The sequence below is a fragment of the Ottowia sp. genome (assembly GCF_016703145.1).
GTDB lineage: Bacteria > Pseudomonadota > Gammaproteobacteria > Burkholderiales > Burkholderiaceae_C > Ottowia.
Map to the genome: position 1 here is coordinate 1,826,463 of NZ_JADJCO010000003.1, position 13,111 is coordinate 1,839,573.

Here is a 13,111-nt window from a genome sequence, read left to right on the forward strand (position 1 = left end):
TCCGTGAACTTGCCAGCGCGCCTTTGGCCAGCCTTGGGCGCTACGCCGCCTTCATACGCCCAAAGGCGCGCTCGAACATCGCAAAACCCGAGTCGCTGCCCGATATCCCCAGCACCCAGCGCCTGGCGTGGCTGATGATGCGCGCGGCCTTGTACATCAACTCCTGCATCACCGTCTTGATGCGACGGCGCAGCGCCGCCTTTCTGAGCGGGCTGTCGCTCTCGTGCAGCGTGTGCTGACCCACGATGCGCAGCAGATTCATCGCCACCGCCGCCAGCGCACACACCAGATGATTGGTGGCGAACTTGCCCGAGGGCAGACGGTTCAAGTCCATGTCGGTCTTGAACTCAGCATGGAACTGCTCATGTGTGGCGTGATCGCGGTACAGCGCAATCACCTGTTCTGCGCTGACCTCTGGGCCCAGCGTGGTGGTCCAGCCCTCGAGCACGTACTCGGGCAGCAGCAAGGCGTTGCCCTTTTTGTCGATGGTGCGCTCGGTGAGGCGGTAGACGCGTCGCAGCGCGCGGTTGCATCCGGCTTTGAGCTCACCGCCATCCAGCGCTTCGCTCCACAGGCATTCGCGCTTGCCCACTCGAAGCTGCATCCACGCGGTGCTCGTGTCGGCGCAGCGCTGCGCGGCAATCGCCTCCACCGGCGCACTGCGCGGGTTCCACTTGATCAGCAGATCGACCTGGCGGCCCAGCCGGGCCGCTTGCGCCAGCGTCTGCGTGATCAAGTGCCGCGAGCAAAAGCCCGAGTCCGCGCGCAGCAGCAAGGGTGCGCTACTCACCGCGCAGGCCGTGCCCAGCGCGCGCTCGATGTTGTATTCGCTCTCGCAGGCACTGTGCTGGCTGCCCGCACGCAAGTCCAGCTCCAGGCAGTAGCCGCGCGTGCCCAGGTACAGCGCGATGGGGCAGTAGCCGTCGACCCCGGCGTAGGTCCAGGACACGCCTTCCTTGGCCGTGTCGCTCTGGTCCATGACGAAGGTGTCGATGTCCAGCGGCAGGTGGCCGGTGGGCAGGGCGCCGAAGTCGATGGGCGCGCCGTTGATGTGCAGGCCCAGCACGGCGCGGTTGATCTGATCGGCCAGCTCGCTCCACTGGGTGCCCATGGCGTCAAAGCGCTGGCGCAGTGTGGCGCTGGACGGCACGGCACGCAGGCCCAGTGCCTGGTGGGCAAAGCGCTGGGAGCGAAAGCCCTCAACAGCCTCGAAGTCGTTCTTGCCCAGGGTGAGCAGGGCCAGGTAGCACTTGATGATGTCGCTGTTGGCGATGCCGCCGCGCACGGGGTACTGGGGATCGATCATGGCGGGCAGGTTGATGCGCTTGAACAGGCGCCCAACCAAGGCCAAACCGCCATGGCTGCTCAAATCGTAGGGCAACTTCTTGACAACAAATTCCACCGGTTCAGCCATTTGCGCTTCCTTCACCTGCTGGGTGAACTCAAGATGTGGCCCAAGTGCTTGATTTCTATGGGGATTTACCCTAAACCCAGGAGCGAGGTCACGGATTCAGGGGAAGTATCACGCAGTGAGAGCACAAGGGCTTGCCAGGAAGCTGACTTCCGATGCACTAGCCAGTGCCGACCAAGGTCAGCTGCCGAAGAGGGCCGCGAACTGGCGCTGCCGGCCAATACCTACCCTTTACGAGCGGCAGCTATGGATGCTGCCGAGATGGTTCACGGCAGCGATTTCTCGCATCATCTGTACTGCCGAAAGGAGGTACGACTGAGTCGTCTGAACTCTGCGAGATCGGCTTGCAGACGCCGGGCAAGGATGCCGAGTGCCTCTCCTTGCGTCGATGTTGCCATCCCCTTGAGCTCGCGCTCACCGGAGAGTGCCAGTTGCAGAACGCCCCGCGCCAGTTCGTCGACATGCGCCACGCTCTCGCGCGCGCCCGCATGGTGCATGAGTTTGCCGACCAGACGCAGCTCGGCCAGGGTTTCGCGCAGTGTTTCGACGCGGCGTTCGAGCAGCGCCCTCACGCCGGCGACGGACATGCGCCCAGCTTCGAGCATCGCGCGCGCGTTCTCGCGCCGCGATGTGGCCACGGCGGTGGCAACCTTCGCGAGCTTCATCGACCCGGGCTCCGGCGCGGGTGCGCTCGGCGCTGGCTCGCGCTGGCTGCGTTTTCTTGAGGGCGAGACCTTCGCGGCGGCGGTGCGTGGCACCCCCTGCTTCGATGAGCGTGCCTTCGCCCCGCTTGATGTGCGCTGCTTGGTGCGCGCGGGTTCATCGATGACCGGCTTTCCGCGGCTCATGGGGGCCGCCCTCGTGCTTTGCGCCACGAAAGCCCACCGCCATGTCGAACGCCTGGCGTGTGAACGCCAACACCTGTTCGAACTCCTCATCGCGCAGCTTGCGCGCGGCATCGTTGCCGCGGTAGATGTTGGCGAGCTCGCGCTCGCGCGCACCCTGTACCGCGAGCTTGCCGATGCCCAGCGACTCCAGGGTCGTCCACAGTTCGGGGTTGTACTGGCGTGTCAGCGCCATGGCCACCGGGATCGGATCGTTTCGACCCAGGACTCCGGCCAGGCGCAAGACGACGTCGAACGGCAGCGCCGCCACGCCGCCCTCGGCCTCCTCGAGCAGCTTCGCGTCGCCGAGGCCGACGGCCTCGCTCAGTTCCCGCGCCGTCAACCCGGCCGCCTCGCGCCAGCGCCGCAACTGGGTGCCGGCCTTGGCGACCGCCTGCTTCTTCTTGGGGTCCTTGACACGCGCCTGCGCCAGGCTGAGGCCGATATCCGCGGCGTTGCCGGTCACGCTCAGCAAGGTGTCGGCCCATGACCGCACCTGACGCGCCAGCGCAAACAGTGGCAGGTCGGGCGACCCAGCCGACTTGGCGCCACTCGCGCGTTTCCTGCTTGCAGGCACAGCGACGGTCTTGCTCGGCATGTCGGGCTTTCCAGCTCAGTGCCGCAGTGCGGCGGTCAGTTCGGGAACCGCCGCGAACAGGTCGGCCTCGAGACCATAGTCGGCGACGCTGAAGATCGGCGCCTCCGGATCCTTGTTGATCGCGACGATGACTTTGCTGTCCTTCATGCCCGCCAGGTGCTGGATTGCGCCGCTGATGCCGCAGGCCACGTACATCTGCGGCGCGACGATCTTGCCGGTCTGGCCGACCTGCCAGTCGTTGGGCGCATAGCCTGCGTCGACGGCGGCGCGGCTCGCGCCGAGCGCGGCGCCGAGCGCGTCGGCCAGCGGCGTGAGCACCTCGCCGAACTTCTCCGCAGATCCAAGGCCACGGCCGCCGCTGACGATGATCCTGGCGGCGGTGAGCTCCGGGCGGTCGAGCTTGGCGATCTCGGCGCCCACGAAGGCCGACGTCCCCGCATCCTCCACCGCCGCCGTCAGCGCAAGGCGCGCATTGCCGCCGCTCGCGGGTGCTGCGTCGAAGGCGGTCGTGCGCACCGTGAGGACCTTGATGCGGTCCTTGCTTCGCACGGTGGCGATGGCATTGCCCGCGTAGATCGGACGCTCGAACGTGTTCATCGACACGACGCGAGTCACGTCGCTGATCTGCGCCACGTCGAGCTGGGCGGCAACGCGCGGCGCCACGTTCTTGCCGTGGGCGGTCGCCGGAAAGACGATGGTGTCGTATTCACCGGCCACCGCGACCACCTGTGCAGCGACGTTCTCGGCCAGCTGGCCGGCGAGCGCCGTCGCATCGGCGTGCAACACGCGCACCACGCCCGGCACGGCGGCAGCCGCCTGGGCCACCGCAGCGGCCTGGTGCCCGGCCACCAGCACGTCCACCGAAACGCCGAACGCGGCGGCGGCCGTGATGGAGTTGAGCGTTGCCGGCTTCAGGGACCGGTTGTCGTGTTCCGCAATGACGAGGACAGCCATGGCAAGCTTTCTCCTGGGTTGGTTGAGGTTGGCGCCCTGCGCCTCACATGCCGGCGTAGTTGGGCCCGCCGCCGCCTTCGGGCGTGACCCAGACGATGTTCTGCGTCGGGTCCTTGATGTCGCAGGTCTTGCAGTGCACGCAGTTCTGGGCGTTGATCTGCAGCCGCTGGCCGCCGCCCGCGTCGTCCACGAACTCGTAGACGCCGGCCGGGCAGTAGCGGCTCTCCGGGCCGGCGTAGGTGGCGAGGTTCACGGTGACCGGCACGCTCGCGTCCTTCAGCGTCAGGTGCGCGGGCTGGTTCTCTTCGTGATTCGTGTTGCTGACGAAAACACTCGACAGGCGGTCGAAGGTCAGCCGGCCGTCGGGCTTGGGGTAGACGATGGGCTGGCAGTCGGCGGCGGGCTTCAGGTACTCGTGGTCGGGTTTGGATCGGTGCAGGGTCCACGGCGGGCTCTTGATGCCGATCTTGGGCAGCAGCCACTGCTCGATGCCGGTCATCAGCTGGCCCATCAGCGCGCCCTTCTTGAACCAGAGCTTGAAGTTGCGTGTCTGCTGCAACTCGTCGGCGAGCCAACTCTTGTCGAACGCTTCCGGGTAGGCAGTCAGTTCGTCGTGCGCGCGGCCGCTGCCCAGCGCCCCGGCCAGCGCTTCGGCACACAACATGCCGCTCTTGATCGCGGCATGGCTGCCCTTGATGCGCGCCGCGTTCATATAACCGGCGTCGCAGCCGACCAGGGCGCCGCCGGGAAACACTGTCTTCGGCAAGGCTTGCGGGCTGCCGTTGTTGATGGCGCGGGCGCCATAGGAGAGGCGCTTGCCGCCTTCGAGGTGGGCGGAGACAGCCGGGTGCGTCTTCCAGCGCTGCATCTCCTCGAACGGGCTCAGGTAGGGGTTCGCATAGTCGAGCCCGACGACGAAGCCGAGCGTGACCTTGTTGCCTTCCAGGTGGTAGAGGAAGCCGCCGCCGAAGGCGGATCTGTCCATCGGCCAGCCGGCTGTGTGCACGACGAGACCGGGCTTGGCCTTCTCCGGCGCGACCTCCCACAACTCCTTGACGCCGATGGCCCAGCTCTGCGGATCCTTGCCTTCGCTCAAGGCGTACTTCGCGAGCAGCTGCTTGCCGAGATGCCGCGCGCGCCTTCGGCGAACACGGTGTACTTGCCGTGCAGCTCCATGCCAAGCTGGAAGGCGGCGGTCGGCTCGCCGTCCTTGCCGATGCCTTGGTTGCCGGTGGCCACGCCCTTGACGCGGCCTTGCTCGTCGTACAGCACTTCGGCGGCGGAGAAGCCGGGAAAGATCTCGACTCGAGCGCTTCCGCCTGTTCCGCCAGCCACTTCACCACATGGCCCAGCGCAACAACATAGTTGCCGTGATTGTGGAAGTTTCGCGGCACCAGCCAGTCGGGGATGCGCCTGGCGCCGGTTTCGGTGAGGGTCAGCACATCGTCGCCGGTCACCGGCTGGTTCAGCGGCGCGCCACGCTCCTTCCAGTCGGGGAAGAGCTCGTTCATCGCACGAGGGTCCATCACCGCGCCGGACAGAGTGTGCGCGCCGGGCTCGCTGCCCTTCTCGAGCACGACCACCGCGGCCTCGGGTCGCAGCTGCTTGAGCCGGATGGCGGTGGCGAGGCCGGCCGGGCCGGCGCCGACGACGACCACGTCGTAGGCCATCGACTCGCGTGGCCCGTAGGTCGTTATGAGTTCCTGTGTATTCATGCCCGTTCGGCGCTGAGCATGCTCAGATGACCTTGGCCTCGTTCTTCAGCTTCTCAACCAGCCCTGCGACGTCGGCCACCTTGACCCCAGCCTTGCGCGTCGATGGCTCGCGCACCGAGACCGTCTCGAGCCGCGGTGCCACGTCGACGCCCAGTTCCGCGGGCTTCAGCACTTCGAGAGGCTTCTTCTTTGCCTTCATGATGTTGGGCAAGGTCACGTATCGCGGTTCGTTCAGCCGCAGGTCGGTGGTCACCACAGCCGGCGTCGCCAGGCTGACGGTCTCCAGTCCTCCATCGACTTCGCGCGTGACGCGCACGCGGCCGCCTTCGACCTCGACCTTGCTCGCGAACGTCCCCTGCGGCCGACCCAGCAGCGCGGCGAGCATCTGGCCGGTCTGGTTGCAGTCATCGTCGATCGCCTGCTTGCCGAGGATCACGATGTCAGGCTTCTCCCGCTCGACCAGGCGTTGCAGCAGCTTGGCCACGGCCAGGGGCTGCAGCTCCTCGCTCGTCTCGACCAGGATGCCGCGGTCGGCGCCGATGGCCATGGCGGTGCGCAGCGTCTCCTGGCACTGCGCGACGCCACACGAGACGGCCACCACCTCGGTCGCCATCCCCTTTTCCTTCAGCCGCACCGCCTCCTCGACGGCGATTTCGTCGAAGGGGTTCATGCTCATCTTGACGTTGGCGATGTCCACGCCCGCGCCGTCGGCCTTGACGCGCACCTTCACGTTGTAGTCGACCACTCGTTTGACGGCGACGAGGATCTTCATCAGAACTGCTCCTCGGAGAGTGCCATCGTGCCGGCGCGGCGTGAATGGCTGCATCTCGCAGGCCGGCGGCGCGCGTGAGATCCTGGTCTGCGAAGAAGCGTGCGGTCGCGATCTTGGCGCGATAGAAGGGCAGGTCCCCGTCACCCGCCGCGAGCTTGCGCTGCGCGGTCAGCGCCGCGCGCGCCATCTGCCAGCCGCCGCACACGACGCCGCACAGGTGCAGGAACGGCACCGCACCGGCCAGCACGACGTTGAGATCGCGAGATCCCGTTGCCATGATCCACTCGACGGCGTCGGCCATGCACCTGGAACCATCGCGCAGGCGCTGGCCGATCGCCTTCAACTGGGCGTCGCCGCTGCGCTCGAGCTCATCGCAGACGTCAGCGATCTGTCCGATCAAGGCCGCCATGGAGCGCCCGCCGTCGCGCAGCACCTTGCGCCCGACCAGATCGTTCGCCTGGATGCCCGTGGTGCCCTCGTAGATCGAGGTGATGCGCGCGTCGCGCAGGTGCTGCGAAGCGCCCGTTTCCTCGATGAAGCCCATGCCGCCGTGAACCTGGATGCCTGTCGACGCGACCTCGATGCCGGTCTCCGTGCACCAAGCCTTCAGGATCGGAATCAGCAGGTCGACGCCCGCGTGCGCCGAAGCGCGCGCCGCTTCGTCCGGCGCACGATGCGCCTGGTCGATCATGGCGGCCACGACATAGGCGAGCGCGCGCATGGCCTCGACGCGCGACTTCATCGACATCAACATGCGCCGCACATCAGGGTGGCGGATGATCGGCACGCTCGGTCCCTTCGGCGCGGTGGCGTCCTTGCCCTGCACGCGATCCTTCGCCCAGGCCAGCGCGAGCTGGTAGGCGCGGTCGGCCACGGCCAGACCCTGCACGCCGACGCCGAAGCGGGCCTCGTTCATCATGATGAACATGTACTCGAGGCCGCGGTTCTCCTCACCGACGAGGTAGCCGATGGCGCCACCGCCATCGCCGAAGGCAAGCACCGCGGTCGGGCTGGCATGGATGCCCATCTTGTGTTCGATCGAGACACAGCGCACGTCGTTGCGCTCGCCCAGCGAGCCGTCTTCATTGACGAGGAATTTCGGCACGACGAACAGCGAGATGCCCTTCACGCCCTCGGGAGCCGTGGGCGTGCGCGCCAGCACCAGATGAACGATGTTGTCGGTGAGATCGTGCTCGCCGAAGCTGATAAAGATCTTCTGACCCTGGATCAGGTAGTGGTCGCCGCGGGGCGTGGCCTTGCTGCGGATCAGGCCCAAGTCCGAACCGGCCTGGGGCTCAGTGAGGTTCATCGTGCCGGTCCACTCGCCCGACACCATCTTGTGCAGGAAGCGCTGCTTCTGGTCGTCGCTGCCGCGCAGGAACAGCGCTTCGATCGCACCCTGCGTCAGCAGCGGCGCCATCGAGAAGGCCATGTTCGATGCGTTCCACATCTCCATCACCGCGGTGTCGACGAGCTTGGGCAGGCCTTGGCCGCCGAAGTCCGGGTCGAAGCGCAGGCCGTTCCAGCCCGATTCGACGAACTTGGCGTAGGCCTCGATGAAGCCCTTGGGTGTCGTGACCCGGCCATCGTCGTGGTGCTTCAAGCCTTCCTGGTCGCCAACCTGATTCAACGGCCCCCAGATCTCGCTGGCGAAGGTGGCAGCGCCTTCGAGCACCGAGTCGACGAGGTCGGGCGATACCTCCTCGTACCCGGGCAGCCGGGCGATCGCATCCAGGCCCGCGAGTTCGTGCAGCACGAACTGCATGTCCTTCAGGGGCGCGGTGTAGGTGGTCATGGTGGTTCTCCTCGAGTGGGTGTTTCGTCGCCGCCTTCAGCGCTCCATCACGTACGTGCCGGGTGCCGATGCCAGCGGCCGGTGCTTGCGCGATCCGAGCTTGGTCGGCGCGGTCTTCAGCTCACCCGACTTGCTCTGGATCCACTCCCGCCAGTGCGGCCACCAGCTGCCCTCCTGCCGGGTCGGCTGAGCCCCCTCCGCCCAGGTCATCGGATCGTCCGTGGCGGCCGGGCTGGCGAAATAGAAGGCCTTCGGCGAACCCGGAGGATTGATCATGCTTTGCAGGTGGCCGGCGTTGACCAGCACGAACATGGTCTTGGGGCCGAAAAGCCGCGCGGTGCCGTAGCAGGCGCGCCACGGCGTGATGTGGTCGGTGATGCCGGCGATCACGTAGGCACCGAGCTTGATCTGCGACATGTCGATCGGCACGCCAAGCACCTCGAGTCTGCCTGCATTGACGTACGGGTTCTTCTCGACAAGGTCGAGCAGATCACAGTGAAACTGGCCGGCCAGCCGGGTGGTGTCGGCGTTCCAGGCCAGTATGTCGTAGGCGGGCGGGCTGTTGCCGAGCAGGTAGTTGTTGACCCAGTAGTTCCAGATGAGGTCGTTCGGGCGCAGCCAAGCGAACATCGACGCCATCTCCGCGCCGTCAACAAAGCCCTTGCGGCGCGACCTGGCCTTGGCAGCACGGATCGTCGCCGGGGAATTGAACAGCCCCAGCGTAGAGTCCTCGATCGCGGCCTCGGTGTTCAGGACGCACACCGCCCAGGTGGTGTTGGCGACCTTGGGCTTGCCGGTGGCGGCGAGCCACGCCAGATAGGCGGCCAGCGTCATGCCGCCAGAACACGTGCCCCACATGTTGACGTCCGGGCTGCCTGTGATCTGGCGCGTCACATCAACAGCCGCATCGAGAGCCTGGACGTAGTCGTCCAGACTCCAATGCCGGTGCTCAATTGTCGGGTTGCGCCAGCTGACGACGAACAACTGGATGCCCGAGTCGGTGGCCCACTTGATGAGGCTTTTCTCCGGCGTCAAGTCGACTGCGTAGTACTTGTTCACCTGAGGAGGCGACATGACCAGCGGCCGTGCATGCACCTGGGGCGTCGTGGGAGTGAACTGCAGCAACTCGAACATCTCGTGGCGCAGCACCACCTGGCCGGGCGACGTGGCGATGGTCTCGCCGACCTTGAACGACGTGGCGTCGACCATCGACGGCATCATGTGGTTGTGCCGTACGTCATGGATCAGGTTCTTCAGCCCCTTGACGAGGTTGTCGCCGCCGGTGTCGACGATCTTGCGCACCGCCGCCGGGTTGCCGAGCACCCAGTTGCTCGGCGCCAGCGCGTCGGTGATCAGCGAGGCGAAGAAATGGGCCCGCCCCTTCTCGATCTTGTTCAGCTCGGACTTGTCGATGAAGTGCGCCAGCTCCTTCTGCGTCGCCAGGTACGCCTGCATCAGGCGGGCGTACAGCGCGTTGTTCTTCCACGCCGCATCGGCAAAGCGGCGGTCCTTCGGATCGGGTGCGAGCGCTGAGCCGCCCTTCACGACCTGCCCAAGCTCTTTCACGTAGCGGCCGACGTGCGTGGTCGCCCGCCGCGGCGTTCGTGCGACGGCTTTCAGCAGCGCGGCAGCAGCGCTCGCTACGTCGCGCCGGTTCAACCCGATCAGAGGGTTGACGGCCAAGGTGTTGCGGCTGGCCTCGGCGACGAGCCCGGTGATGTCGCCGGCAGCACCAAGCGCTGAGAGGCCGGCATGGGTCGCCTTGTCGGTCAGCGAAGCCGCGGTACCGGCCGCCTGTCGAGCCTTGCCGGCGACCTGGGTCGCGGTGGCCGCGGTCTTGTCTGCAGCGCGCTTGGCGCTCGCTGCGACCGTCGTGCGGGTACGAACTCTGGAAGTCTTGGTGACCATGGTCTGCCCTCAACGTTCAGCCGAACGCCATCGCCAGCGTGATGGCAATCAGCGCCGGCTTGTCGCCGCCTTCGATCTCGACCGTATTCTCAAGCGACAACAACCATCGGCCGCCGCCCTTGGCCTCGACCCCCACGAGCTTGATGCGATTGCGCACACGCTTGCCGGCCAGCACCGGCGCCAGGAAGCGAACCTTGTCGAGCCCGTAGTTGAGGATCTGCTTGGCACGGATGCGTGGCACCAGGATCTCCATGCCGCTTGGCGCCAACAGCGCGAGCGTCAGGTAGCCGTGCGCGATCGTGCCGCCGGCCGGACTCTCCTTGGCCGCGCGTTCGACGTCGACGTGGATCCACTGCCGGTCTTCGGTGCAGTGCGCGAATTCATTGATTCGGGTCTGGCCGACCTCGATCCACGATGAGAGGCCGAGTTCCTGACCAGCCTTGTCTTGCAGCTCGCCGGGGCTCATGGTTGCGGAGTTGGTCATGTTGGGTCTACCGGTTCGTCTTCAGGGCTTGTCGAGAAACTTGTTGATGGCACGCACCGATTCATCCGGGCGCGTCATCAAGAAAAGGTGGCCGCAGTCAAACACCTTCAACTCGCTGTTTGGGATCAGCAAGCGCATCAGCTTGGCGTTGAACGTATGGATCAACGGGTCGTCGCGACCCGCCATCACGAGCGTGGGCTGTTTGAGTCGGCTCAACCAGTGCACGCTCGTCCACCCCGTCGCAGCGGCGATCTGCAGGTAGTAGCCCCAGCGCGACTGCCACTTGACGTGCTTCATGAAGTCGGCGGCCAGTTCAGGCCGGCGCCGGAAGTCGCCGCCATAGATGTCGCCGCTGATCTTGATGGCGTGGTCCTTGCTCATGTATCGGCGAGGCGTGACCATCTTCGCAAGCGCCTTCGGATGCCCTGGCACCATGAGCATTCCCGTCGCCGTTGCGCACAGAATCAGTCGCCGGCAGCGTGCGCTCGCGCTGCGCGCAAACTCCTGCGCCGCCGCGCCCCCCCAAGAGACGCCCAGCACGTCCGCCTGGGCATGCCCGTACTGATCGAGAACACCCTCGGCCCAGCGCGCCAGCGTTCGCAGCCGGTAGGGGCGACGCGGCATCGGCGAATGGCCGACGCCCGGGACGTCGAACACGATGACCTCGCGTGCGGGCATGCTGCGCGCGAGTGGTTCGAGCAACTCGATGCTGCCGCCGATACCGTTGAACATCAGCAACGGGACCCCGCTCCCTGACCCTGGCTGCCGGCCGACACGCAACAACTGGCCGCGCACGTTCAGCATCTGGATCGCGAATGTGGGATCGCCGGGCCGGTTCGCGAATTTGGCAGGATGGTGTTCGCTCACCCCCCGGCGGGAGGCGGCTTCCATGACAACGCTGCTCGCCATCAGCTCAACCGACGTTGCGCAGTTCGCGGCGAAGAATCTTGCCGACGCTGGACTTCGGCAACGCTTCGACAAAGTGCACGACGTGCGGCACCTTGTAGCCGGTCAAGCTGGCACGGCAATGCACGACTACCTCGGCCTCGGTCAGGTTCGCACCCGGCAGCTTGACGACGAACAGCTTCACAGCCTCGCCCGTCTTCGGGTGAGGCACGCCGACGCATGCCGCCTCGGCCACGCCGGGGCAGTTGGCCACCACAGCCTCGACTTCATTCGGATAGACGTTGAAGCCCGAGACGATGATCATGTCCTTCTTGCGATCGACGATTTTCAGGAACCCCTTGTCGTCGAAGACACCGACGTCGCCGGTGCGGAAGTAGCCGTCGTCGGTGAACGATGTGGCGTTGGCGTCGGGCTTCTCCCAGTAGCCGCGCATCACCTGCGGCCCCTTGACGCAGATCTCACCTGCTTGCCCCGGGTCTACTTCCTGGTCCGTGTCGTCGAGCAGCTTGATGTCGGTCGACGGCATCGGCAGGCCGGTCGTTCCGGTGAACTCGTTGATGTATGCCGGGTTGAACGAGACCACCGGCGAGGTTTCCGACAGACCGTAGCCCTCGCGGATGAAGTGCCCGGTGATCGTCTTCCAGCGGTCCGACACCGCACCCACCACCGCCGCACCGCCCCCGATCGCGAGCTTCAGCTGCGACCACTCCACCTCGGCGAGCTTCGGGTGCTGCACCAGCCCGCCGTACAGCGTATTGACCCCCATGAACACGGTCGGTCGGGCCTGCGCCAGTACCGCGACGAAGCCGTCCATATCGCGCGGGTTGGCGACGAGCCAGTTCTCCGCGCCGACCGAAAGGTAGGTGAGCGACACCATCAGCGCGAAGATGTGGTACAGCGGAATTGCCGTCACCAGCACTTCTTCGCCCTCTTTCAGCGCAACGGGCATGAACGCTTTGAACTGCTCGGTGTTGGCCACGAGGTTGCGGTGCGACAGAGCAGCACCCTTCGACAGCCCGGTAGTGCCGCCGGTGTATTGAAGGAACAGCAGGTCATCGCCGGTCAGCGCAACCGGCCGCAGCGCTAGCCCACTGCCCTGGTCGAGCGCCTCGGCGAAGGAGACCGAGCCACCGAGGCGAGCATCCACCGGCGGACTCGGCAGGTTGGCGCCGCTGGCATCGCCCACCCCGACCGTGATCACCGTCTTCAAGCGGGTGTTGGCCCGGACTTCGGCCAGCGTTGGCGTCGAGCCGTTGAAGATGACTATCGTCTCGACCCCGGCGTCGTTGAGCTGGTGCTCCAGTTCGCGCGCCGTGTACAGCGGGTTCACGTTTACCTGGATCGCACCAGCGCGCATGATCCCCAGCAGCGTGACTGGAAACGCCAGGAGGTTGGGCATCATCACCGCGACACGGTCGCCTCGTCCGACGCCCAGCTTGTTCTGCAGATAGGCTGCGAACGTCTGCGCCTGCCGATCGACGTCGGCGTAGGTCAGCGTCTGGCCGAAGGCCTTGAACGCGGGTCGGCCGGCATGGCGCTTCAGCGCGGCGTTCAGAAGCTCGAGCATCGACGGGTAGCGGTCGGCGTCGATGTCGGACGGGATACTGCCATACGAGTTGAGCCAATGTCGCGTGCCCATGCGTTTCTCCTGGTTTCGGCCTCAGCGCACTGTTCCCGGCTCGGT

General features: G+C 66.1%; 9 protein-coding genes and 2 pseudogenes. All 11 read right to left on the reverse strand.

The genetic code is table 11. The features are described 5' to 3' along the window. Positions 1–40: 40 nt before the first annotated feature. The 11 genes and pseudogenes from IPG65_RS12520 to IPG65_RS12570 all read right to left on the reverse strand — a co-directional run bounded on the left by IPG65_RS12520 (position 41) and on the right by IPG65_RS12570 (position 13,066). Entirely contained in the window at positions 41–1,414 is a 1,374-nt protein-coding gene (locus tag IPG65_RS12520; RefSeq protein WP_293189854.1) for an IS1380 family transposase, read from the reverse strand. A 284-nt stretch (positions 1,415–1,698) separates the two neighbouring features. After that, complete coding sequence (locus tag IPG65_RS12525) at positions 1,699–2,259, reverse strand: phasin family protein (RefSeq protein ID WP_293189856.1); 561 nt, start codon at positions 2,257–2,259, stop codon at positions 1,699–1,701. Continuing rightward, positions 2,231–2,893, reverse strand: coding sequence for a helix-turn-helix transcriptional regulator (locus tag IPG65_RS12530; protein WP_293189858.1), 663 nt, complete (start codon positions 2,891–2,893; stop codon positions 2,231–2,233). The genes IPG65_RS12525 and IPG65_RS12530 overlap by 29 nt, the downstream gene beginning before the upstream one ends. A gap of 15 nt (positions 2,894–2,908) precedes the next feature. Then, positions 2,909–3,847 carry an FAD-binding protein gene (locus tag IPG65_RS12535; RefSeq protein ID WP_293189860.1) on the reverse strand — a complete coding sequence of 313 codons (939 nt, stop codon included), beginning with the start codon at positions 3,845–3,847 and terminating at the stop codon, positions 2,909–2,911. A gap of 43 nt (positions 3,848–3,890) precedes the next feature. After that, a pseudogene (locus IPG65_RS12540) lies at positions 3,891–5,562 on the reverse strand (electron transfer flavoprotein-ubiquinone oxidoreductase). 22 nt (positions 5,563–5,584) lie between these two features. Further along, complete coding sequence (locus IPG65_RS12545) at positions 5,585–6,334, reverse strand: electron transfer flavoprotein subunit beta/FixA family protein (RefSeq protein WP_293189862.1); 750 nt, start codon at positions 6,332–6,334, stop codon at positions 5,585–5,587. A gap of 100 nt (positions 6,335–6,434) precedes the next feature. After that, positions 6,435–8,129: pseudogene (locus IPG65_RS12550) on the reverse strand (acyl-CoA dehydrogenase); the annotation flags it as partial. Positions 8,130–8,165: 36 nt separating this feature from the next. After that, on the reverse strand, positions 8,166–10,037 hold the full coding sequence (locus IPG65_RS12555) for an alpha/beta fold hydrolase (RefSeq protein WP_293189864.1): 1,872 nt from the start codon (positions 10,035–10,037) through the stop codon (positions 8,166–8,168). 16 nt (positions 10,038–10,053) lie between these two features. Further along, positions 10,054–10,521 (reverse strand): MaoC family dehydratase, encoded by a 468-nt coding sequence (locus IPG65_RS12560; RefSeq protein ID WP_293189866.1) that lies wholly within the window; start codon positions 10,519–10,521, stop codon positions 10,054–10,056. A 21-nt stretch (positions 10,522–10,542) separates the two neighbouring features. Continuing rightward, positions 10,543–11,412 (reverse strand): poly(3-hydroxyalkanoate) depolymerase, encoded by an 870-nt coding sequence (phaZ, locus tag IPG65_RS12565; protein WP_293189868.1) that lies wholly within the window; start codon positions 11,410–11,412, stop codon positions 10,543–10,545. A gap of 22 nt (positions 11,413–11,434) precedes the next feature. Next, positions 11,435–13,066, reverse strand: coding sequence for an AMP-binding protein (locus IPG65_RS12570; protein WP_293189870.1), 1,632 nt, complete (start codon positions 13,064–13,066; stop codon positions 11,435–11,437). Between the last annotated feature and the right edge of the window lie 45 nt (positions 13,067–13,111).